Origin of the sequence: Nocardia sp. NPDC049707 (assembly GCF_040674855.1) — a bacterium.
Classification (GTDB): Bacteria; Actinomycetota; Actinomycetes; order Mycobacteriales; family Mycobacteriaceae; genus Nocardia.
Genome location: NZ_JBFANN010000008.1, coordinates 123,011 through 146,302, shown reverse-complemented (window position 1 = coordinate 146,302; position 23,292 = coordinate 123,011). Strand labels below are relative to the sequence as shown.

Below are 23,292 nucleotides of genomic sequence, written 5' to 3'. Positions count from 1 at the left end.
GCTCAGGCCAGCTTCAGTTCGGCCAGCGCGCGCTGGTGGTCGGCCTGATGTTTGAGCACGACACCGAGGGTCGCGCGCACCGTGGTGTCGTCGAGATCCTGCAGCCCCAACGCGAGCAGGGTGCGTCCCCAGTCGATCGACTCCGCGACGCTCGGCAGCTTCTTCAGCTGCATCCCGCGCAGCACGTGCACGATCCGCACCAACTGCGCGGCGACCGCGGCGGACAGCTCCGGCACCCGGCTGGCCAGGATGCGACGCTCGAGTTCCTCGTCCGGGAAGTCCAGGTGCAGGTAGAGGCAGCGGCGCTTGAGCGCTTCGGAGAGTTCGCGCGTCGCATTGGAGGTCAGCACCACGAACGGCTTGCGGGTGGCGGCAATGGTGCCGAGTTCCGGGACGGTGACCGCGAAATCGCTGAGCACCTCGAGCAGCAGACCCTCGATCTCGACATCGGCCTTATCGGTCTCGTCGATGAGCAGCACGGTCGGATCGGCGCGGCGGATCGCGGTCAGCAGCGGACGGGACAGCAAGAATTCCTCGGTGAAGACGTCGGCCTTCGTCTCTTCCCAATCGTTCTCGCTCGACGCCTGGATCCGCAGAATCTGCTTGGCGTGATTCCACTCGTACAGCGCGCGGGCCTCGTCGACACCCTCATAGCACTGCAGACGCACCAGCTCCGCGTCCGCGGTCTGCGCGACCGCCCTGGCCAGTTCGGTCTTGCCGACACCGGCCGGACCCTCGATCAGCAACGGTTTACCGAGCCGATCGGCCAGGAATACCGAGGTCGCGGTCGCCTTATCGGCCAGGTACCCGGTCGTGGCAAGCCGTTCGATCACATCATCGACCGAGGTGAAGACCGGCTCCTGCACTGCGCTTTCGGTACCCACGTAGCCGTCCTTCCTTCGAAACCCACCCATAACGCTACGGGAGGACCCGAAGCAAGCACTCGGCGGTTCTTACAGCGAACGAAATCTAGACCGGGCGGATCTGGCCGTCGCCCCAGACGATCCACTTGGTCGAGGTCAGTTCCGGCAGCGCCATCGGGCCGCGGGCGTGCAACTTCTGGGTGGAGATGCCGATCTCCGCGCCGAAGCCGAACTGCTCACCGTCGGTGAAGGCGGTGGAGGCGTTCACCATGACGGCGGCGGCGTCGACGCGGCTGGTGAATTCGCGGGCCGCGGCCATCTCAGCGGTGACGATGGCCTCGGTGTGGCCGGTGCCCCAGGTGTTGATGTGCTCGACCGCCGCATCGAGATCCTTGACGACCTTGAGCGCGATATCGAGGGTCAAATACTCCTCGCCCCAGTCCTTATCGTCGGCGGGCACCAGTCCGGGCAGGTCGCCGTGCACGGTGACACCGTGGCGTTCCAGCGCCTTGATCAGCCGAGGCACGGCCGTTGTGGCGATCGCGTCATCGATGAGCACCGTCTCGGCGGCATTGCACACGCTGGGACGGCGGGTCTTGGCATTGATCAGGATCTGCTCGGCCATCTCCAGATCGGCGGCTTCGTGCACATAGACGTGGCAGTTGCCGGTGCCGGTCTCGATGGTGGGCACCTGGGCGTCGCGGACCACGGCATTGATCAGGCCCGCCCCGCCGCGCGGGATGACCACGTCGACCAGGCCGCGCGCCTGGATCAGATGGGTCACGCTGGAGCGATCGTGGCTGGGCAGCAGCTGTACGGCATCCGCCGGAATGTCCAGTGCGACAAGGGCTTCCCGCAGCACCGCCACCAATGCGGCATTGGAGTGCGCGGCCGAGGAAGAACCGCGCAGCAACGCCGCGTTGCCGGATTTGAGCGCGAGTCCGAATGCGTCGACGGTGACATTCGGGCGGGCCTCGTAGACCATGCCAACGACGCCGAGCGGCACCCGGACCTGACGGATCTCCAGCCCGTTCGGCAATGTCGACCCGCGCACGACCACCCCGACCGGATCGGGCAGCCCCGCCACCTGGCGCAGCCCGGAGGCGATGCCATCGATGCGCGCCTTCGTCAGCCGCAGCCGGTCCAGCAGCGACTCCTCGGTCCCCGCCGCCTGCGCGGTCGCGATGTCCTCGGCATTGGCGGCGAGCACGGTATCGGCCGCCGCGAGCAACGCATCCGCCGCAGCATGCAGCGCCTCGTTCTTCTGCGCCGTGGTCAACTGCGCGAGCACCCGCGAGGCCACCCGCGCCTTATGCGCGGCATCATGCACCGTCTCGCGGATATCTTGGCCGGTCGTCGTTCCTACCGTCATGACCAACAGCGTACTGACCGGGCGAAGTGGCCTCGGCACCCATTCCCGCGAGCGCGAGGAGTCGACCAGCGCGTTCGGCAGATCCGACCGACCGTCAGCACGAGTTCGCTCAGCAGCTGTTCGTGCAGCCGCTGCCAGCACGTCGCACCCGAGGCTCCGAAGGGGCGGATCGGCAGCTGGTCCCAACCGAAACACGCTGCGCGGCAAGCTAAACCGGCACATCAGACGCAGTCCGATCCGAGTTCTCACCTTGACAGGCTGATACCTTGCATACCCGCACCGTCCAGTGCCTGGTCCCGATAGCTGCGTGAAGGAGTCCTCCGAGTGAACAAGGCTGCAAGGTGGCTCACCGATCAGCGCAGGATCTGGATCACGGTGCTGATCGTGGCTGTGGTGGCGGGTATCGCCGCGGTCGTGTGGGTGAACCGATCGCCAGAGCAGCCGCAGGAGGTATCCGCAGCGTACGGCCGGTTCCTGATTTCGCCCCGGCTCGACTCCACTCCGGTGCCACGATGGACATTGCGCGCTGCCGACTTGTCCGACGAGCCCGGTGCGGTTTTGCTGGCCGCGCCGTACTCCCTGGGTCGCTATTCCGGCTACGGCTCGCCGATGGACGCCGGGACGATGATCGTCGCGGCAACCGCGGTGCCCGGCGAGCCCGCGCCGGGTGAAAATGCTGGACTGACCGTCGGACCGGTGCGGATGCACGGCATCGATCCGGATACCGGCCTGGTGCGATGGACGACCGATGTCGGCGAACTCTTCGGCTGCCGTGAGCAGGTATTCGACGGACAGCTCGCCTGCTACGGCACGCATCGAGTGTTGATCATCGAGGCTGCCACGGGCGCGGTACTCGGGGACCATACGACGGACTTCGAGGTCATGGACGTGGTGGTGCGGGACGGTGCGGTTTCGGTGGTCGGCCGAACCGCGGACTGGACGACCACCGTCGTCACGCGAGGGACCGCTTCCGCTATCGATGCCACCTGGCGGCGGACGTATCCGACGCCCGTTCCCGGCGACCCGGTCAGGCCCAGGATCGCGCAGGACTACTTCCTGGACGTGCACGACCGTGACGTTCGCGTCTACGATCTGCGTACCGGCGAGTTGCTGTTCACCGGCCCCATTGCCTACACGTTCGACGGCGGCATTGTCGCTTCGCAGGTGATCGATCGCGGCGCGAGCGCGGGACGGGTCACGCTTCTAGATCGCAATGGCCACCCGATCACCGAGGTCAGCAACGCCAGCTTCCTCCTCGAGTGGTACCCGACCGCGACTGCGACGCCGCCGCCAATCCTCACCGGCGAGAGTGCCTACGAGCGAACGACAGGCCGAGTCCTCTGGACCAATGCGCAGATCGGTATCGACGAGTACGCCGGACGCAAGAGCGCGATACAAGGAGTAGTGAATAACACCGTGATCGTCCGATCGCTCGATGGATCAGAGCTGGTCGGCCTCGATCTCACCGACGGACACCGAATCTGGCAGCAGCCGACGCCGTTCTCGAACAGGTCGCGCTACGACGGCATAGCCGACGCGAGCCACCTCATCCTGACCGACGGCACCACCGTGCACGCGATCAACGCCGCAGACGGTTCGACCGCCTGGTCGATGCCGTCACCGCCCAGTGGTGATCCCAGAATGCGCTCGGCGGTGAAGGCAATGGGTGGCCGCATGGTCACGGTGGCCGCGCAGGAATTCACCGGATACGCTGCGGCATAACGTGACTTCGATGCCTTACGCGCGATCTCGAGGTCGGTGACCTCGCAGCGCGCCGAGATGTCGAAGATCGGCAGGCCGTGGTCGGTGGCCGCCGCCGAAATCGGACAATCAAGATCAGGTGGAACTGGTGGCGTAACCTCTCGCGTTTTGCCGCCATGGTTTCCACGTGATCATTTGTCCAGTGGAGCGAGGGCGGTGCGGACGATGTGGGGGTGGGGTCGGGTCAGTGTTGGGCGCCGTTGTGTTCGACGGCCATCTGCTACTTCCGCCAACCGAGGTCGACGCGACCGACGCTGAGTGGTCCAGTCGCTGGGACCGATCCGGCGAACCGCTTCCCTCGCGAGCGTTCTCTGCCACTCTGGTGGCACGTTCCACAGCAGCGAAGGCGGCCGAATGAGAGAGCACACAGCGGCCCAGGAACCGATCGGTGCTGCTGTGGCCGATCGACGCGGACGGCAAGATCGTGGGCGAGGATTCCTACCATTCGGGCCCGGTCGAGGTGCGCAAGCTGACCCGCGACGAGTTGCCCGCGAATATGTCGAGTTCGTCCACGCCGGCGCCTGATCGGCTCGGATCATCGGCCCACGAAAGCGATTACGACATGACTGATCACCGGCGCGCCGACATCGCCGCCATGCTCCTCGACCGCCTCGGCGACACCCATCCCGGACTGCGCACCCGCACCGCCACTTGGACCTGGGACGAGGTGGTACGCGAATCCGCCGCGCGGGCGGAGCTGGCGCGAAAGTTGCGGCGGGACGGGCCGTTTCATATCGGCGTGCTGCTGGAGAACGTGCCCGACTACGTCTTCTGGCTGGGTGCGGCGGCGCTGGCGGGCGCAACGGTGGTCGGCATCAATCCCACTCGCGGCACCGCCCAGCTCGGGGCCGACATCCGGTACACCGACTGCCAGCTCATCGTCACCGATGCCGCCGGGCGGGCACGGTTGCGGGAGCTGGATCTCGGGCTGGAGCCGGATCGTTTCCTCCTGGTCGACGACCCCGCCTACACCGGTCTGATCGATGCACAGCGGGCCGAGCCCGGTCCGGCCGTCGGGGCGCCGGATACGCTGCTGCTGTTGCTGTTCACCTCCGGCACCACCGGAACATCGAAGGCCGTCAAATGCAGTCGGCGCCGGCTGGCCACTATCGCCTACGCCGCCGTCGACAAGTTCGGTCATGTGCGCGCGGATGTCGACTACTGCTGCATGCCGCTGTTCCATGGCAATGCCATCATGGCGTTGTGGGCGCCCGCACTGGCGGTCGGTGCGACGGTGTGTCTCACCCCGAAATTCTCTGCCTCCCGGTTCCTTCCGGATGTGCGGTACTTCGGCGCGACGTTTTTCACGTATGTGGGTAAGGCGCTCGGCTACCTGCTCAGTACGCCGGAGACGGCAACGGATTCCGACAACGCGCTGGTGCGGGGGTTCGGCACCGAGGCGTCGGTGGCCGACCAGGTCGAGTTCCGCCGCCGCTTCGGGGCCGAACTGTTCGAGGGCTACGGCTCCAGCGAGGGGGCGGGCCTGGTCGCGCTCGATCCGCACGCCCCGCCCGGTGCGCTCGGCCGCCCCGCGCACCCGGGTGTCGTGGTGATCGATCCCGAAACGCTGCGCCCATGTGCCCCCGCCGAACTGGACTCCTACGGCCGCGTCCGCAATCCCGACGCGGCGATCGGCGAAATGGTGGACAAGGCCGGCGCGCTCACCTTCGAGGGCTACTACAAGAACGACGCCGCCGACGCCGAACGCATTCGCAACGGGTGGTACTGGACCGGCGACCTCGGTTACATCGACACCTCCGGATTCCTGTACTTCGCCGGCCGCAAGGGCGATTGGATCCGCGTCGACGGGGAGAACACCTCGGCCCTGGTGATCGAGCGGGTGCTGCGCCGCCATCCAGCGGTGATCGCCGCGGCGGTGTACGGCGTCCCCGACCCACGCTCGGGCGATCAGGTGATGGCGGCCATCGAGGTGCCCGATCCGGACGGCTTCGACGTGGTCGAATTTGCCGAATTCCTCTGCGCCCAAGACGATCTGGGCAGCAAGGGCACGCCGCGACTGCTGCGGGTGTCAGCGAATCTGCCGGTGACGGGCTCGAACAAGGTGCTCAAGCGCGGACTGCAGGAGCAGGCCTGGCGTACCGACGATCCGGTGTATTTCTGGGCGGGCCGCGGCGCCCCGGAGTACGTCCGTCTCTCGGCCACTGATCGGGGGGAGCTCGAAGCCGAGTTCGCCGCCAACGGGCGGCAATATCTGCTGTAGCCCGGCTCGGTTGTCGGAGCTACATCGGCATCGGCCACAGTCCGGCCCAGCAGCCGTGAGCGCTGCACGACCGACATTGTGAAACGTTCACCATTCGAAATGGACCCTGAAGCATGGAACTCCAGGCGTCCAGCAACGCCCGCACCTCCGTCCAATGCCGTTGAGCCCGAACGCAACTCAGTCGCGATCCGGTACACGCCGACGTCTTCTACCTCATTCGGGATCACTTTCGTGATATGTCCGCTCGCTGATTCCATCGATCTCGTTCAGAATCTGTCGCAGGAAAGGCCGGGGTGGCACGCCGGGTGCCTCGGGAGCGGCGAGCAGGGCTTCCACGACCGGCGCGAGCGCGGGGGCACTGTCCACGGCCACTCGAATGAAACCGACTTCGGCGCACCGAGAAAGTACCGGAGCCAGGCAGGCAATCGCCTGATCGGTCCGTCCGGCGACGCAAAGGCAACCGCCATACAGCAACTGAGCCTGCAAAAGAGCGCGGGGGCGAGGCTGGGTACGGATTTCGGCGACCATCTGTTCAGCGGCGGCGACGCCGCGCTCGGCGGCGGCCGGTGACTGTTGGGCGAGTAGAAGGCGGATGGCCGACTCGTGGGTGAGTTCGGCGGTGACCGCAAGTGCGTGGTTCGGTTGCCGGTGGTACGTGGGCAGGTGCTCGAGCTTCTGCCGGTCTTCGTCGGTGATCGGCAGACCCAGTCGTATCCGCTCGTTCAGAATGCGCGCGGTCAGCCGTGGCAGGGCGATGTTCTCCGCGACCGTCTGCCCTTCGTCCAACCGTCGTCGTGCGGCATCGAGGTCGCCGCGCAGTGCCGCCGCCCTGGCACCGGTCCCGTAGGTGGCGACCAGGAATTCCACGGCACCGGACGCGACACCCGGACCGGGTGCCAGCAACTCGGCGGCTTCGGCGTATTGCCCTTTCTCGTAGAGCAATTCACCGAGCAGGCCGCTGGCCAGCCGAGTCGCGTAGGAATGGCTGCCACTATTCCGGGCGAGTGTGAACGCGGAGCGGAAGAGCGCCTCGGCTTCGGCGATGTCGAGCTGTTCTTCGGCGGCTTGGCCGGCGATGCAGGCGCCGTATACCACGCCGGCCAGGCCGTTGATGCGAGTCCGGTAGGGCTCGGCCCATGCGTGCCAGCGGCGGGCGCCGGCGAAATCGAAACGGTAGAACGCAGCCGCTTCGGCGGTGGTCGCCGCGACGCTGGCGAAGAACGGTCGTACCGGCTGCTGCAGCCATGCCACGGCGGCATCCGGGAAATCTTTGAACCGGTCCGTCACAAGGTATTCCGCGGCTCGCGTCACATCAGCTTGGATGCGCAGATCCGCGGTCCCGGGATCGTCCGGTGCGGCGGTTGCCAGTGCCGCGTCCACACGATCCAGCGCGGTCCGGGTCGCGGCGGGGCGCAGGAGCGAGATATTGGCCCAGGCCACCGACAGTTGCAGCTGTGGATCAGCAACCGTGATCTCGACGGGCAGCTTCTTCACCAGCCCGAGAAAGGTGGCCATGCGGGAATCTTCGATCAGCGTGTCGGCGTGTTCTTGCACCAGTTGTTTCGCCTGCTCGGCGGCGCCGGCCGCGAGCGCGTGATCCACGGCTTCGGTGAGCATTTCGTGTTCGGCAAACCAGGTCGACGCGGTCAGATGGAGCTGTTCGAGCAAGCCGGGATGCTGCCGGATCAGTCTGCGGCGCAAGAAGTCCGCGAAGAGCGCGTGATAGCGGAACCACCGCAGCTCGTCATCGATGCTGCGCAGGAACAGGTCTCGGCGCCGCACCTCCTCGAGCTGTTCCTGCCCTGACCGCACTCCGGTCAGCGCCTCCGCGAGATCTCCGCAGATGATGTCGGTGACCGCGGTCCGAATGACGAAGTCGAGCATCGTCGGTTCGAGCGCGCCGACGACGTTTTCCATCAAGTATTCGCCGATGGCGTAGTGCTGCCCCGTGATCTGGTGCAGGTATCTCCCGGGATCCTCCTTGCCGCGCAGTGACAGTGAGGCGAGCTGCAGCGCCGCCACCCAGCCCTCTGTCGACTCGCGCAGCCGGTCGACCTCGGCGCCGGAAAGGTGCAATCTCTTCACATCAACCAGGAAATCCGTCGTTTCCCCGGAATCGAAGCGCAGTGCGGTCTCGTCGATTTCCACCAGTTCGTCCTGAACGCTCATGCGCCCCAATGGAAGACCGGTGCGGGTGCGGCTGGTGACGATCAATCGCAGGTAGTGGCCCCCGTTGTCGAGCAGGAACTCCATCGCGGCGAGAGTCGCCGGACTGGTCACTTGGTGCCAATCGTCGATCACGACGGCAACGGGCTCCGCACTGTCGTGGATCTCGTTGATCAGGGCCGTCATCACCTGCTGCACCGCGGCGGCGGAATGCTCCTCGAGAATCTGCGTCAGTTCGATCGCCAGCGTGGGACGAACCTGCCGAATCGCCTCTGCCAAGTGGCTCAGGAACCACACGACATTGTTGTCGTCCTCCGCGATCGCCAACCAGGCAACTCGGACGCCGGCCGCATCGAGGGCGTGCGCCCACTGCGCGGCCAGGGTGCTCTTGCCGAAACCGGCCGGACCATGAATGAGGACCAGCCGCCTGGACTGTCCCTCCCGCAAGGTCTCCAGCAACCGCGGGCGATCGACCAGCCGGCGCAGCGTCGTCGGTGGACGGAACCGGGTCTTCGGCGCCGATTGCGGTCCCAACGCGATTGCGGTGGTCGGCGGGATCGGCCGACCACCCGCGACCGACACGGTTTCGACGGATCCGTCGCGCTCCGGAGCGGCCATCGTGTCCACCGGCAGACCGCAAGAGAACTGCGCGGTACGCAACCGCTCGCCGAAGTCCCTGGCAGTGGCCGGCCGGTCGGCGGGGTCGGTCGCCATCGCGGCTTCCAGGACGGCGCACACCATTGCTGGTACGCCGGCGGATCGCAGGTCGGGGACGGGTTCTGAGGTGATGCGCACGAACTGCGCCACCATCGATTCGCCCGCCTGGCGCTCGAACGCGGCGTGGCCGGTGAGAGCCGCGAACAGCGTCGCACCCAGCCCGTAGATATCGGAGAGAACCGTCGGAGGTTCGCCGCGTACTACCTCCGGGGCCGTATAGGCCGGGGTCCCCGCGACGCGGCCGGCCGCTGTCTCGAACGCGCCGCCGACGCGCGCAATACCGAAGTCCGCCAGCTGCGGTTCACCGTAGTCGCTGATCAGCACGTTAGCGGGATTGACGTCGCGATGGATGACACCGCTGGCGTGCGCGGTCGCCAGCGCGCCCGCCAGCTTCACACCAACAGCCAGTACCTCCTGCCACGGCAACGGTCCGTCCGCGCGAATCCGGGCGGCGAGTGAGCCTCTGCGGTGCAGGGGCATCACGATGAACGGCCGTCCAGTCGGGGTGACGTCGGTCGTCAGCACCTGGACGATGTTCGGGTGGGTAGCGAACTTCCCCAACGCCCGTTGTTCGCGCAGGAAGCGGGTCCGGTCCTCATCATCGACCGTGGAGCCGAGAACCTTGACCGCCACTTCCCGATCGAGTACGGACTCGATGCACCGGTACACAATGCCGAAGGCGCCGCGGCCGATCTCTTGGGCGTCGGTGAACCCGGCCGCAGCCAGTTCCGCTGCGATGTCGAAAGTCAGGTCGCGTTGCGTCCCCTCGGCATTACCCTCGGACATTGACCGATCACCCGATCACCCGATCATCGGCGCAGACTTCCGGAAAATTCGCGCGTTTGCGGCGGCCTGACACCGCACCACGAGCGACTCATGTACTTACCTCTCGAGGCGAAAACCAACTGGTCCCGACACCTCGATCATAAGCCGCGACGACGGGAGCAGTGGGCCGGGCATCGAACTGGCCGCGGCGCCACCGGCAAAGCTCATTCGGCGCAAAACCCGACGAGGGCGGATTATCTTGGGGCTATGCCCACTATGCCGGATCGGATACCGGCCGAGGGTGCCCACGATGCGTTGATCGGGCACCTCGAGGCCCATATGGTTGCGCTGACCTTTGTGGACAATGCCGGGATAACCAGGGTGAAATCGGTGCCGAAGGGGCGGTTGGCGCATGCCGCCAAGTTCGGGATCGGGGTGTCGCCCTGTTTCGAGACGTTCACCTTCGATGATCTGATGTCCGTCGGGCGGTATCTCGGCGGACCCGATGGCGATCTGCGCCTGATTCCCGATCTGTCCCGATTGACCGAACTCGCCTGTCAGCCCGGATGGGCCTGGGCGCCCGCCGATAAGTTCACCCAGGACGGCACCCGCTTTGTCGCCTGTCAACGCGCCTTCGCGACCCGGCAGGCCAAGGCGGCCGAGCATGCCGGTCTGCGGCTATCGATGGCATTCGAGACGGAGTGGTCGGTCGGGCGCGCGGATGTCGACAACGATTTCGTCCCAGTGATATACGGGCCTGCCTACAGCATGATCCGGTTGAGCCAGGTGGGCGAATACGCCAGCGATCTCGTCGCGGCATTGGAACGTCAGGAGATCGCCGTCGATCAATTCCATCCGGAATACGCGCTGTCGCAACTGGAGCTGTCCGTCGTGCCCAATGATCCGGTCGCGGCCGCCGATGACGCGATCCTGGTGCGGCACACCATCCGGCAGGTGAGCGCGCAATACGGTTGGCGCGCACTGCTCGCGCCGTGTATCGAGCCCAGCGGCGCGGGTTCCGGTGCGCACCTGCACTTTTCACTGCACGACGACGAAGGACCGCTCTTGGCCACGGGCACGGGCCCCTATGGCATGCACCCCGCAGGTGAGGCTTTCCTGGCCGGTGTGCTGCGGGAACTGCCCGCCCTGGTCGCGATCGGCGCGGGCAATCCGGCGAGTTTCCTTCGGCTGCAACCCTCGCGCTGGGCCGGAGTCTGGCAATGCTGGGGTCGGGAGACGCGGGAGTCCGCGCTGCGCTTCATCACCGGTGTGCAGGGCACCCAGGACTGGGCGGCCAATGCCGAGGTCAAATGTTTCGACGCAACCGGTAATCCATATCTGATCGTCGGTGCGGTCATTGCCGCCGGACTCGCCGGTGTCGCCGAAGAGCTGCGGCTGCCCGCCGAAATCACCGGCGATCCGATAAGTTTCGATGCGGAACAACTCATGCTGTCGGGTGTGCGGCGGTTGCCGACCAGTTCGATGGAGGCCGCCGACGCACTCGCGGACTCCAAGGTGCTCGCCGAAGCACTCGGCGTCGAATTGCACGATGCGCTGCTCACGGTGCGCCGCGCCGAGGCGGAACGCTATCGGGATATCAGTCCGGCCAAGGTGGTCGAGCTGACCCGCTGGCGGTTCTAGCGTGCTCACTGATGGTGTCGCACTCACCGATCACCATTGTCACGGCGTCGTTGCCGCGGATCTGGACCGCCCCGGTTTCGAGCGACTTCTCGGTGAGGGACAACGCGGCACCTTCGATTCGGCGATCGGTCTGGCGGTAAGGCATTGGTGCGCACCGATTCTCGACCTGGAACCACATGCGGATCCGGAGCGATATCTGGCGCGCAGGGCCGAACTCGGCTGGCGCGAAGCGACCACCCGACTGCTGCGCGCCGCCGGCACGACCCGATGGTTTCTCGATACCGGATTCGGTAGTGGGCGAGCAGAATTCGCCGCCCTCGCCCCCGGTGCGGTGTGCGAGATCGTCCGGCTCGAACAGGTGGCCGAGCAGGTGATCACCGAAATCGGCGCGGCGAAAAGACCTTTCGAGGATATCGAGATCGCGTTGCGCGGTCGGGTCCGAAATGCCGTCGGCCTCAAGACAATCGTGGCCTACCGCTGCGGCCTGGACTTCCCACGCACCGATTCGCCGCCATCGACACTCGTCCACGAACGCCGCCTCACCGATCCGGCGACGCTCGGCTGGCTCGTCGGACTCGGCGCCCGCATCGGAGCAGAACTCGGCCTGCCGCTGCAGTTCCACACCGGATTCGGTGATACCGATCTGCGGCTCCAGTCCGCCGATCCGTTACTGCTCAGCGACTTCCTGCACGCCACGGCGGGCTCCGGACTATCGGTCATGCTGCTGCACTGCTGGCCATTCCATCGCAACGCCGCCTACCTCGCCCACGCCTTCGACCATGTACACCTCGACCTCGGGCTGACCATTCCCTACGTGGGACAACGAGCCGACGCCGTACTCGCCGAAGCATTCGAACTCGCCCCGTTCCGCGCCCTGCTGTACTCCTCGGACGGCTGCGGACTTCCGGAACTGCACTACCTGGGCGCACTGCTGTGGCGGCGCGGTCTCGGCCGCCTGCTCGACGAGTGGATCGCCGACGATGCCATCACCCTCGCTGACGCCGAACGGCTCGTCACGGCGATCGCCAGCGGAAACGCCGCGCGCACCTACGCGCTAGCCGGAGACTAGAGCGTCTCTCCTACCGAGTACCTCGACGATGCGGCAGCACGGCGGGGGCTCCGGCCGGGAGACACGCCCTAGCGTGCGGCGGCGATGGCAGCGGCGAGTCCGTTGAACACCTGGCTGGAGTCGAGTTTCTTACCGTTGACGAAGACGGTTGGAGTCGAGTTGACGTCGCCGTTGAGGACCTGCTTGGTTTTGTCACGGACATAGGTGTCGTATTTGCGATCGGTAATGCATTGGGCGACAGCCGGATCGGTGTAGCCCGCCTTCTCGGCGATCTCGATGAGCTTGCTGTCGGGCAGGCCACTACCGCCCTCGGCGGGCTGCTGTTCGAACATCGCGGCGAACCAGCCTTGGTATTTCGCATGGTCCTGTCCCGCAACACAATACGATGCATTCGCGGCGCGCGAGGAGTACTGGGTGGAGGAGGCGCGGTCCAAGAATGAGATGACGTCGTACTCGATGGCCGCCGTGCCGTTCTTGGCGGCGTCTTCGAGAGTCTTGGCGTTGCGTTTCTCGAATTGTTGACATGCGGGGCACTGCAGGTCCGCGACCACGCGAACAACAACCTTCGCATTCGAATCGCCGACGCGGACCGTGCCGGTGGCGGTCAGGCCCGCCGGGGTCGTCCCGGAATCGGCGGCCGCCGCCGTGGCGGCACCCGAAATGACCTCGGTACGACTCTGCACCACAACGACGCCGACCACGCCCACGACTACGAGCAGCAGTGCGGCGACCACCGCCGGAATGACGACCGCGGGTTTGGTCGACCGCAACGCCGACGGCGGACCGGCCCATCCACCCTGAGGGTTGCTCACGGTAGCTTCACCACGCTTTCGCTCGCCGAAAAGTTCCGCTCCGCACGATAGCGGTTGCCGAACGCGGCATGCTCGTCCGGTCGCGCGCCGACGACGCCTGACCGCCGATTTCTTGCGGCCGACTTCGCGAATATTGAAGTGCGCACAGCCCTGCCGGGAATCTAGCGTTGAAGGGAACAGACCGAACGCGAAAGGACGCTTCTCATGTTTCCCGTCGAGCTGCGCGGTACCAGGGCGCAGACGCTCATGTGGGCCAACGAGCACGATATCGAGCAGGCCGCGCTGCGGCAACTGCGGAATATCGCGCAACTGCCATGGGTCCACGGCGTCCGCGTCATGCCCGACGTGCACCTCGGCAAGGGCGCGACGGTCGGCTCGGTGATCGCGATGCGCGATGCGGTCGCACCCGCGGCCGTCGGCGTGGATATCGGCTGCGGCATGGAGAGCGTGCGGACCGACCTCACCGCCGCCGACCTGCCGGACAATCTACATTCACTGCGCTCGCGCATCGAAGCGGCGGTGCCGGTGGGGTTCCAGGCACATAGGGATGCGGTCGACGTCGCGAAGCTTGGTGCGCGGTTCGCCGCATCACATGGCGAATTGGCGAGGCACGTCCGCGGGTGGGCGCGTTTCTGGTCCGAGTTCAGCTCTCTGAATCCGGGCGTTCAGGCACTGGAGTCCAAAGCACACAAGCAGATCGGCTCACTCGGCTCCGGCAACCATTTCATCGAGATTTGCCTGGATGAACACGACACGGTCTGGATCCTGCTGCACTCCGGTAGCCGCAACATCGGCAAAGAACTCGCCGAGCGGCATATGACCGTCGCGCGCGCACTGCCGCACAACCAGGACCTACCCGATCGCGATCTGGCCGTATTCCTCGCCGGCACACCGGAAATGGAGGCTTACCGGCGCGATCTGACCTGGGCGCAGGAATACGCCGCACGCAACCGCGCGGTCATGCTTTCGCTGGTATGCGATGCGGTGCGCGCGGAATTCGCCGGACGCGAAGTGCGTTTCGACGAGCCGACCTCGTGTCATCACAACTATGTGGCGGAGGAGGAGATCGACGGTGTGCCGATGCTGGTGACCCGCAAGGGCGCGGTGCGAGCGGGTGCGGGCGATCTGGCATTGATCCCGGGTTCGATGGGCACGCGCTCATACGTGGTGCGCGGCAAGGGAAATCCGGCCTCGTTCCAGTCGGCATCGCACGGCGCGGGTCGGCGGATGAGTCGGAATGCCGCGAAGAAGCAGTTCACCGTCGCGGATCTGATCGCGCAGACCGAGGGCGTGGAATCGCGCAAGGATGCGGGCGTGGTCGACGAGATCCCGGCCGCGTACAAAGACATCGACGAGGTGATCGCGGCACAGAGCGATCTGGTGGATATCGTCGCGACGTTGCGTCAGGTGCTGTGCGTGAAGGGGTGAGTAGCCGAATTGCGGTAGGCACAATCGCAATTCGGCCCGAAGCAGCTCAGCGACATCCACGATGCTGCGTCGCCTCATTATTGGCGATGAGACTCGGGCAGTAACACGGACATCGACTCGGGCAGGGCCGAATTGCGGTGAGCACCGTCGCAGTTCGACCTGGAAGAATTCAGCGCCGCCGCATCGTGCCCGCGACGCCCGCACCGAGCAGCAGGACGCCGAGAATGAATGCGTATCCGCTCGCCACCCAGGTGATCAGCGCTTGCCGCATCTCCTCGGACAACAGCGGCAGATCGTCATGGATGATCCGCCAGGTGTCATCCGGGAACAGGAAATACACGAAGCCCGGTACCACGCCCCAGACCAGACCGGCGAGCACCGTCCCGGCCGGTGTGTATGCGGCGAGCGCGGCCACCAGAAGCAATAACAGTGCCCCTCCGACGATCTGGAACGTCGACCCGGCCCGATTCGCCGCGGATCCGAGTATGACCCACTGCCGGGTATCCAGCGCCGCATGCGCGGCGAGTCCGATGCCGACCGGTGTGACCACCAGACCGGTCAGTATTCCGACAACGGTCCGCCCGGATCCACCCGTACTGCGGAATTGAGCACCGGGTGGCGACCAACCCGGCGGCGGCTCGTAGTTGGTCATGGCTGCCTCCTGCGCGGTCCCACGGTGCGGAGCAATCGTCTCACCCTATTGTCCGTTGCCCAGGGATATTTCGCTGTTTCGGCCGCAGTGCCCAGGTGTCACCGGTGAGCTGTATCTCGCTGGACCTGCACACGCCCGCGGCAATCACGGGCGTTGCGGCTCGACGTCGGAACGTTTCGCCGCGAATCCGTGGGCGCACCGCCCAGGCGGCGCCGGAGATGTCGGCGTCTACCGGTAGCCCTTCGATCCGCCGAGCCTTTCGTCGAACCGGATAGCGCGCAGCACGGCTGTCGGCATCGATGTCGGAGGCATCAGGCACGATGGAGCGCATGACCACCGCGGCCGGTACTTCAGCGATCGACCTCACGGCACCCGACCTGCGGGAACGGGCCGAGGAGTTGCTGCGTGACCTCGCGGGACCGCGGGCGCGGCTGCGCGAGGATCAATGGACGGCAATCGAGGCTTTGATCGTCCAGCGGCGCCGTGCCCTGGTGGTGCAACGCACCGGCTGGGGTAAGTCGGCGGTGTATTTCATCGCGGCCAAGCTGCTGCGCCGGGCGGGGCGTGGGCCGACGGTGATCGTGTCGCCCCTGCTGGCGCTGATGCGTAACCAGGTCGCGGCAGCGGAACGGGCGGGCGTCGTCGCGGCGACCATCAACTCCGGCAATGTCACCGAATGGGATGAGATCCATGATCGGGTGGCCGCGGGCGAGGTGGATGTGCTGCTGGTCAGCCCGGAGCGGCTGAACAATCCGGACTTCCGCGACCAGGTATTGCCCAAGCTGGCCGCCGACGCCGGACTGGTCGTGATCGATGAGGCGCACTGCGTCTCGGACTGGGGTCACGACTTCCGGCCCGACTACCGCCGCATCCGCACCTTGATCGCCGATCTCGGCTCCGATGTGCCGGTGCTCGCCACCACCGCGACCGCCAACGATCGGGTGGTCACCGATGTGGCCACCCAGATCGGCACCGACACTGTATCTACCCACCCCGCCGATTTCGTCGGCCTGCCACCCTCGTTGTCTACCCACCCCGCCGACTCCGTCGGCCTGCCACCCCCGTTGGTACTGCGCGGCACCCTGGATCGCGAATCGCTGCACCTGTCGGTGGTGCGCTTCGACGATGCCGTCGAGCGTACCGCGTGGCTCAGCGGACACCTCCACACATTGGCCGGTTCCGGCATCGTCTACACCCTCACCGTCGCCGCCGCGCACGATCTCGCCGATGTGCTGAATTCGCACGGACACAATGTCGCCGCCTATACCGGGCAGACCGATACCGCCGAACGCGAGGCGCTGGAGGCGGCTCTGCTGAACAACGAGGTGAAGGCGCTCATCGCGACCTCGGCGCTCGGTATGGGCTTCGACAAACCCGATCTGGGTTTCGTGGTGCACGTCGGCGCACCATCGTCCCCCATCGCCTACTACCAGCAGGTGGGTCGTGCCGGTCGTGGCACCGATCGCGCCGAAGTGGTACTGCTGCCCGGTCCGGAAGATGCCAGGATCTGGAGTTACTTCGCCTCCGTTGCCTTTCCGCGCGAACACATCGTGCGCTCGGTACTCGACGCACTGGACTTCGACCGGCCCATGTCCACAGCCGCACTCGAGCCGCTGGTCGAACTGAACCGCTCGCGGCTGGAAATGGTGCTCAAGGTGCTCGATGTGGACGGCGCGGTGCGCCGGGTGCGCGGCGGCTGGATCGCCACCGGACAGCCGTGGGTCTATGACACCGAACGCTACGAACGTCTCGCCGCGGCCCGCGAGGTCGAACAGCAGGCGATGATCGACTATCAGCGCACCACCGGCTGCCGGATGCAGTTCCTGCGCCGCCAACTCGACGATCCCGGCTTGCCCGCGCTGGACGGCAATGCACCCGGCTGCGGCCGCTGCGACAACTGCACCGGCACCCGGCTCGATACCACCATCGACTCCTCGGCTATCGCCGCGACCCGCGCCCGGCTCGACCGTCCCGGCCTCGATCTCGCCCCGCGCAAGCAGTGGCCCACCGGTATGGCCAAACTCGGTATTCCCTTGTCCGGCAAGATCACCAACGGTGCGGACACCGGACGTGCGCTCGGTCGGCTCACCGACCTCGGCTGGGGGCAGCGCCTGCGCGCCCTGCTGGACGCGCCCGACGATCCGGTCCCGGACACCGTCTTCGACGCCTGCATCGCGGTGCTGCGCGAATGGAATTGGACGACCCGCCCGACCGCGGTGCTTGCCCTTGAATCACATCGCTATCCGGTGCTCACCGCCACCCTCGCCGCCCGCCTCGCCGAAGTCGGCCGCCTGCGTGATCTCGGCACCTTGCCACTGCGTGCGGATCGGCCGCCGGTATCCGCCGCGAACTCGGCCCATCGGGTCGCGGGACTGTTCGACTCCTGGCTGATTCCGGATCTGACTTCAGTGGACGGTCCGATCCTGCTCGTCGACGCACTCGCCGATACCGGCTGGACGCTCACGATGGCCGCGCACGCCCTGCGTAACGCGGGGGCATCGGCGGTACTGCCCTTCGCACTCGCCACTCAGACCTAGCCGATGTTCGCCGATCAGCAACTAACGAACTAGCAAACATTTAGCTAGCCGGCGTTTCGCGCTCGGTTCGATAGGTCACGATATGGGTATGCACTCGAACTTGCCCGCAAAGCGGCTGCTAGATGAGGTCACCTCGCGGTACGGCTCGGCCGAGGCGTTCTTCGATACCTTGGACAACCCGCGCATCGACCCGACTGCCGACACCATCGAGCTACCACCCATGCCGGAGCTGCGCGAGCCCAACTGAGCCTGCGCGGTGGCCACCGGATACGCCCTACTGACGGGCGTCCGGTAGCTGAAGCGTCGGCGGTCCGGCTCGATCCGCCTGGTGTCGCCGGTGGTACCGGCCGGCGCGGCTCGCGGACGCCGGCCTCCGCCCGCGGGCTCCGCGCGCAGTTCGAGCTGTGTATCACTCGGGATACCGGCGGCGGACCCACCGAGCCGTTATCGTCGGACGGGTGGCCAGAAAGTCCGCGTCGCCCGCCGTCGAACTCGATGTCGGTGACCGCACCGTCCGCATCTCCAACCCGGACCGGATCTACTTCCCGGAGTCCGGCGCGACCAAGCTCGACCTCGTGCAGTACTACCTGAGCGTCGGGGACGGCATAGTCCGCGCGCTACGGGATCGGCCCTGCATGCTGCATCGATTCCCCAAGGGACTCGCGGGCGACAAGGTGCATCAGAAGCGGCTGCCCGCCGGTGCGCCGGACTGGATTCCCACTGTGCGCGTCTTCTTTCCGCGCTACGGGCGGCATGCCGACGAACTCTGTGTGGACAAGTTGGCCGATGTCATCTGGGCGGTGCAGATGTCCACGGTCGAGTTCCATCCGTGGAACTCGCGCCGCGACGACACCGAGCGACCCGACGAATGGCGCATCGACCTCGATCCGATGCCGGATTGCCCGTGGTCACGGGTACAGCGAGTCGCGGACGTGGCACATGAGGTGCTCGACGAATTGGGCGCAGTCGGCTGGCCGAAAACCTCCGGCGGCAGAGGCATGCACATCTATGTGCGCATCGCGCCGGAGTGGGGTTTCACCGAGGTACGCCGCGCGGCACTGGCCTTCGCGCACGAGGTAGAGCGGCGCGCACCCGACGATGTGACGACCACTTGGTGGCGCAAGGACCGCGATCCGAAACTCCTCTTCGTCGACTACAACCAGAACGCCCGCGACCACACCATCGCCGCGGCCTATTCGGTGCGCGGCGTCCCGGATGCGACGGTCTCCACCCCCATCCGCTGGGACGAGATACCCGATATCGACCCGCGCGACTTCACCATGAAAACGGTCCCCACCCGCTTCACCGAAGTCGGCGATCTACACGAGGGCATCGACGAGGCAGTATTCCGCATCGACCAACTGCTGGAATGGGCCGATCGCGACAAGCTGGACGTCGACCTCGACGAGGACTGACCACACACGGCCCGATGGTTCGGACCGGACGAAAGGTGCCGATGCTACGGTTCGCTGCGGAGTCAACCGCAGGCGCCGTGCCGGTGGTTCGCCCGCGACAGGAGGTCGTCCATGAGCCCCGCCGAGGTTCCGGTTCCGGTCGCGATCGGCCCGATGACACCCACGCCGACGTTATTGCGCAAGGCCGTTGTCGAGGGTGGCGCGACCGTCGCGGATCTGGCGCAGGCCAGAGCCTTGATCTGGTCGGGTGGTCCCGGTGAATTCCCGGACGACTTGCCGGACTCCGTCGAATGGGTGCAGCTGCCCGTAGCCGGTGTCGAGGACTGGTTCACCGCTGGCATTCTTGCTCGGCATCCAGACGTTCGATTCACCTCCGCCGCAGGCGCATTCGCCGCGAGCGTGGCCGAGCACGCATTGATGCTGCTGCTCGCCGGAGTGCGCTATCTGCCCGAACACCTGCGGGCGGGCAGTTGGCGACAGTACGATTTCTTCCCGCATGTCGACACACTGCGCGGCAAGACGGTCACCATCGTCGGTGCGGGCGGGATCGGACGCGCCCTGATTCCCATGCTCGTCCCGCTCGGTGCGCACATCATCGCCGTCAATCGCTCCGGCCGCCCGGTGACCGGGCCCGGAATTCCGGATACCGTCGAAACCCTTCCGGCCGAACATCTCGCCCGCATCTGGCCGCGCACCGATCACGTGGTGATCGCCGCACCCGCGACGGTCGAGACGAAACACCTGGTCGGAGTGGAGGAACTGGCCCGATTGAAGCCGTCGTCCTGGGTGATCAATGTGGCGCGCGGCAGTCTCATCGACACCGACGCGCTGGTGGCCGCCCTGGCCTCCGGCGCGATCGGCGGCGCCGGTCTCGATGTCACCGATCCCGAACCACTGCCGGACGGCCACCCACTCTGGGTGCTGCCGAATGCCATTGTCACACCGCATGATTCGAATCCCCCGCAGCTGCGCCTCGCCGCCTTCGCGGACCATGTCAGCGCGAATGTGCGGCGCTTCATCACCGGACGGGAACTGCTCGCGCCGATAGATACCGAACGGGGTTACTGACCCGACCGCAACCATCCCGTTTGGGTCGGCATCGGCGGCAAACGGGTCGGCGAAATCGGTTTCGCCGACTGGAATTGGGCACTCGGCATCAACCTGTGGGGTGTGGTGCACGGATGCGAGATCTTCACACCGCAATTGCGCGCCGCCTGCGGTGCCGGGAGCGACGGGCCCGGAGGCGGTAGCTTGCCCCGCGTAGGCTCCCATCAGCACAGGGCCGGAATCATCAATGTCGCCTCGGCCGCCGCCTTCGCCGCCGCACCATCAATGGCGGTCTACAACACATCCAAGGCCGCGGTGCTGTCGCTCTCGGAAACCATGGCGGCCGAACTGAGCGGTACCGGAGTCGCGGTCACCGTGCTGTGCCCGACCTTCGTCAAGACGAATGTGGCTCGCGACGGCCGCATCACCCCGCAATCGGCCCGATTGGCCGACACCCTCATGCGCCTGACCGGCTTCTCCCCCGACCGCGTCGCGCGCACCACCCTCGACGCCAACGACTGCGGCCAACTGTATGTGCTGCCGCAACTGGACGCGCAGCTCATCTGGCGGCTCGAGCGCTACTTCCCCACCCAGTACACCTATGCCCTCGGGCTTCTGGATCGGCTACTGCCACAGGAGAACTCGACAACCTCGGATCGGACTTCGGTCTCGGATAAGACGGGCGTCTGATCATGGCGAACGCCGGCCCTTCGAGCGACCCGCAAGAGATCGCTACGGTATGGACTTCGACGATATTCTCCGCAAAATCAGGGATCGGCAGTGGGCGCTGGCCGATATCGACTGGGACGCGCCACATCATGATCACGACCGCCGAACAGCACATCGTCGACGAACACGGGACCGGCTGGTTGCCTGAGACCAGCAGCGAAATCGCGGACACCACAGCGGTGCTGCGCGAACTGGCCGTTGCCTCGGTGCACGCCACCCTGGCCCGGTCGCTCGATGTCACGCTGCGGCGCGAGCTGGGCGATTACCTCGCCGCCGCCGCGGAGCGCGAACGCGGACGTACCGGTTCAGTGCCCGACGCGCCTTGACCGCCAGCGAAATTCGGTGGGGTGCGCGTTGATTCCGGGGGTTCACGCCGCCGATTGTCCGGTTTCGGGCCGACCGAGCGTTTCGGCTCGGCAGGCACGATGCTCCGGGCACAGATAGCCAAATCCGGGCCGGATGAATGCCGGGTCGAGTCGCTGTGCGAACGTCAAGTTTTCGCGACGCCAGCAGTCGCCGCATACCACTGTGTTCATGTGGCACCTCATTCCGCTCACGGGACGTGTGACCAGGGATTCCCAATTTCGGCGGGCTCAACGCTGGCGTGAGCCCATGGCAACACAACCGTTACCTGACCCACGTCTGCGCGTATTCGCAGTTCGCGCCGGTCAATGGCCGGGGTTCTTGCTCACCCGGACCGCGATCTGGCTGCTTTCAGTGAATCCCAATTCGGTCAGAATGTGCTGGACGTGGTTCTGCGCCGTGCACTCGGATAACACCAATGCGGTCGCGATCTCGCGGTTGCTCTTACCGGCCGCGATGAGGCTGGCGACTTCTCGTTCCCGTGATGAAAGGTCGCGAGGTCTAGCGGAGTCGCGGCAAGGGCGAACATGCGCTCCCCAGGGCCCATACCGTAGGACTCTGCCGGTGCCAGTGCGGATTTGGCCATGATTACGCCATCTTCGTCGGCACCGCGCCTGATCAGGAGATCGGCCGATGCACAATCGGCTTCGACGGCGAAGCAACGAGCGCCGATGTGCGACTGATGTGGTGCGCGTCGAGACGGGTGTCGAACTCGAGGCGGCGTGCTCACCCACGGGCTGAAATTGGCTGCGGCCATTGGACTTACGTCAGGGTGATCGCCTGCACGATCAGCACTACGTACAGCGTCAGGATGAACAGGACGGCCGGGAGTACCGGATAGTCCGGCTTGCTGCCGCTGGCGAACTTCACCGCGCCCCAGATAGGAAGCGCTAAAAGCGCCAACGGAATCCAGGCGACCATCGCCTGCGCGGACGGGTACGTCCATGGCTGGACGAGGGCGATATCGGTGGCGGCGGCGACGGCCGCGCACACCAGTCCGAAGGCCGTGCTGCCGGTCGCGCCGAGCGCATTGGAGTAGAAGTGCTCATCGGTGCGTGGTGTGCGAGAGGTTTTGCGAGCGAATTCGAATTGCAGGAACGAGCCCGCGAAGATCAGGGCGACGGCCGCGGTCTTCCAGGCGGCGCGGACCTCGCCGGTGTCGGCGGCGGACAGGACCACATAGGCGGTGACCAGGAGCTGGACCGGGTAAGTGACCGCCAGATTCGCCAGGATATCGGTTCGGATGGTCGCCGATATCCGCTCGAGCCCCCACAGCGCCAAGCCGTAGGCGAGAACGGCGGCGATCATGAGCGCGGAGATCACCGAGAGCATCAGGCTGGCGGCGATCGCACCGATGGCGATGGCCGCCATGGCGGCTCGGAGTTCGGTCGCGGAAATCGCGCCGGTGACCAAGGGGCGGTCCGGATTGTGCACGCGGTCGTAGTCGAGGTCCTTCTGTTCGTCGACCATGCGCAGATACAGCAGGACGAAGGCGACGACGACGATGCGCAGAACCGTGGCCCCGGTCGGATGCCAGGCCGAATCCGGTTGTGACACCAGGGCCGCGGTGCCCTCCAGGGCCAGCACCCAGAGCACGCCGTACAGGACGTAGTGCGGTTTGTACATGACCGCGGTGAAGCGCCCGATACGGACAGCGGAGTCGAGCAGGCCGGAGGACGATGTCCCGGCGGCGGCGCTCATGCCCGAGCCCCGCCGGCGCTCAACTCCGGGATG

General features: G+C 66.1%; 17 protein-coding genes and 1 pseudogene. 11 read left to right on the top strand and 7 right to left on the bottom strand.

Going from position 1 to position 23,292, the window contains the following annotated elements; translation table 11 throughout:
* Window positions 1–2: 2 nt before the first annotated feature.
* Both AB0J29_RS10810 and AB0J29_RS10805 read right to left on the bottom strand, forming a co-directional pair.
* Complete coding sequence (locus AB0J29_RS10810; RefSeq protein WP_364782706.1) at window positions 3–914, bottom strand: MoxR family ATPase; 912 nt, start codon at window positions 912–914, stop codon at window positions 3–5.
* 55 nt (window positions 915–969) lie between these two features.
* Window positions 970–2,235 carry a glutamate-5-semialdehyde dehydrogenase gene (locus AB0J29_RS10805; protein WP_364782703.1) on the bottom strand — a complete coding sequence of 422 codons (1,266 nt, stop codon included), beginning with the start codon at window positions 2,233–2,235 and terminating at the stop codon, window positions 970–972.
* 324 nt (window positions 2,236–2,559) lie between these two features.
* On the opposite strand from AB0J29_RS10805, the gene AB0J29_RS10800 reads away from it, so the two are divergent.
* Window positions 2,560–3,957, top strand: a complete 1,398-nt coding sequence (locus AB0J29_RS10800; protein WP_364782700.1) for a PQQ-binding-like beta-propeller repeat protein — start codon at window positions 2,560–2,562, stop codon at window positions 3,955–3,957.
* 601 nt (window positions 3,958–4,558) lie between these two features.
* On the top strand, window positions 4,559–6,217 hold the full coding sequence (locus AB0J29_RS10795) for an AMP-binding protein (RefSeq protein WP_364782846.1): 1,659 nt from the start codon (window positions 4,559–4,561) through the stop codon (window positions 6,215–6,217).
* 213 nt (window positions 6,218–6,430) lie between these two features.
* Here AB0J29_RS10795 and AB0J29_RS10790 read toward each other — a convergent pair whose 3' ends face one another.
* Entirely contained in the window at window positions 6,431–9,886 is a 3,456-nt protein-coding gene (locus AB0J29_RS10790) for a protein kinase (protein WP_364782697.1), read from the bottom strand.
* Window positions 9,887–10,132: 246 nt separating this feature from the next.
* Here AB0J29_RS10790 and AB0J29_RS10785 point away from each other — a divergent pair, with 246 nt between their 5' ends.
* Window positions 10,133–11,506, top strand: a complete 1,374-nt coding sequence (locus tag AB0J29_RS10785; RefSeq protein WP_364782694.1) for a glutamine synthetase family protein — start codon at window positions 10,133–10,135, stop codon at window positions 11,504–11,506.
* A 1-nt stretch (window position 11,507) separates the two neighbouring features.
* Window positions 11,508–12,575 (top strand): amidohydrolase family protein, encoded by a 1,068-nt coding sequence (locus tag AB0J29_RS10780; RefSeq protein ID WP_364782691.1) that lies wholly within the window; start codon window positions 11,508–11,510, stop codon window positions 12,573–12,575.
* A 68-nt stretch (window positions 12,576–12,643) separates the two neighbouring features.
* Here AB0J29_RS10780 and AB0J29_RS10775 read toward each other — a convergent pair whose 3' ends face one another.
* Window positions 12,644–13,387 (bottom strand): thioredoxin domain-containing protein, encoded by a 744-nt coding sequence (locus AB0J29_RS10775; protein WP_364782688.1) that lies wholly within the window; start codon window positions 13,385–13,387, stop codon window positions 12,644–12,646.
* Between the two features lie 204 nt (window positions 13,388–13,591).
* Here AB0J29_RS10775 and AB0J29_RS10770 point away from each other — a divergent pair, with 204 nt between their 5' ends.
* On the top strand, window positions 13,592–14,815 hold the full coding sequence (locus AB0J29_RS10770; RefSeq protein WP_364782685.1) for an RtcB family protein: 1,224 nt from the start codon (window positions 13,592–13,594) through the stop codon (window positions 14,813–14,815).
* A 169-nt stretch (window positions 14,816–14,984) separates the two neighbouring features.
* On the opposite strand, the gene AB0J29_RS10765 is transcribed toward AB0J29_RS10770, so the two are convergent.
* Entirely contained in the window at window positions 14,985–15,467 is a 483-nt protein-coding gene (locus tag AB0J29_RS10765) for a hypothetical protein (protein WP_364782682.1), read from the bottom strand.
* A gap of 329 nt (window positions 15,468–15,796) precedes the next feature.
* On the opposite strand from AB0J29_RS10765, the gene AB0J29_RS10760 reads away from it, so the two are divergent.
* From AB0J29_RS10760 to AB0J29_RS10735, 6 genes and pseudogenes are all read left to right on the top strand, one after another.
* A complete protein-coding gene (locus AB0J29_RS10760; RefSeq protein WP_364782679.1) occupies window positions 15,797–18,004 on the top strand; it encodes a DEAD/DEAH box helicase in 2,208 nt (735 codons plus the stop codon).
* An 88-nt stretch (window positions 18,005–18,092) separates the two neighbouring features.
* Window positions 18,093–18,251 (top strand): hypothetical protein, encoded by a 159-nt coding sequence (locus tag AB0J29_RS10755; RefSeq protein WP_364782676.1) that lies wholly within the window; start codon window positions 18,093–18,095, stop codon window positions 18,249–18,251.
* A 211-nt stretch (window positions 18,252–18,462) separates the two neighbouring features.
* Window positions 18,463–19,419 carry a non-homologous end-joining DNA ligase gene (gene ligD / locus AB0J29_RS10750; protein WP_364782672.1) on the top strand — a complete coding sequence of 319 codons (957 nt, stop codon included), beginning with the start codon at window positions 18,463–18,465 and terminating at the stop codon, window positions 19,417–19,419.
* A 111-nt stretch (window positions 19,420–19,530) separates the two neighbouring features.
* Window positions 19,531–20,487, top strand: coding sequence for a D-isomer specific 2-hydroxyacid dehydrogenase family protein (locus AB0J29_RS10745; RefSeq protein WP_364782669.1), 957 nt, complete (start codon window positions 19,531–19,533; stop codon window positions 20,485–20,487).
* 24 nt (window positions 20,488–20,511) lie between these two features.
* Window positions 20,512–21,156: pseudogene (locus tag AB0J29_RS10740) on the top strand (SDR family NAD(P)-dependent oxidoreductase); the annotation flags it as partial.
* A gap of 128 nt (window positions 21,157–21,284) precedes the next feature.
* On the top strand, window positions 21,285–21,521 hold the full coding sequence (locus tag AB0J29_RS10735) for a hypothetical protein (protein WP_364782666.1): 237 nt from the start codon (window positions 21,285–21,287) through the stop codon (window positions 21,519–21,521).
* 342 nt (window positions 21,522–21,863) lie between these two features.
* Here the strand turns inward: AB0J29_RS10735 and AB0J29_RS10730 are convergent, their stop codons facing one another.
* Together AB0J29_RS10730 and AB0J29_RS10725 are read right to left on the bottom strand one after the other, a co-directional pair.
* Complete coding sequence (locus AB0J29_RS10730) at window positions 21,864–22,292, bottom strand: LuxR C-terminal-related transcriptional regulator (protein WP_364782663.1); 429 nt, start codon at window positions 22,290–22,292, stop codon at window positions 21,864–21,866.
* Window positions 22,293–22,320: 28 nt separating this feature from the next.
* The gene (locus AB0J29_RS10725) at window positions 22,321–23,259 is read right to left on the bottom strand and encodes a hypothetical protein (protein ID WP_364782661.1); all 939 of its coding nucleotides are present in this window, start codon (window positions 23,257–23,259) and stop codon (window positions 22,321–22,323) included.
* Between the last annotated feature and the right edge of the window lie 33 nt (window positions 23,260–23,292).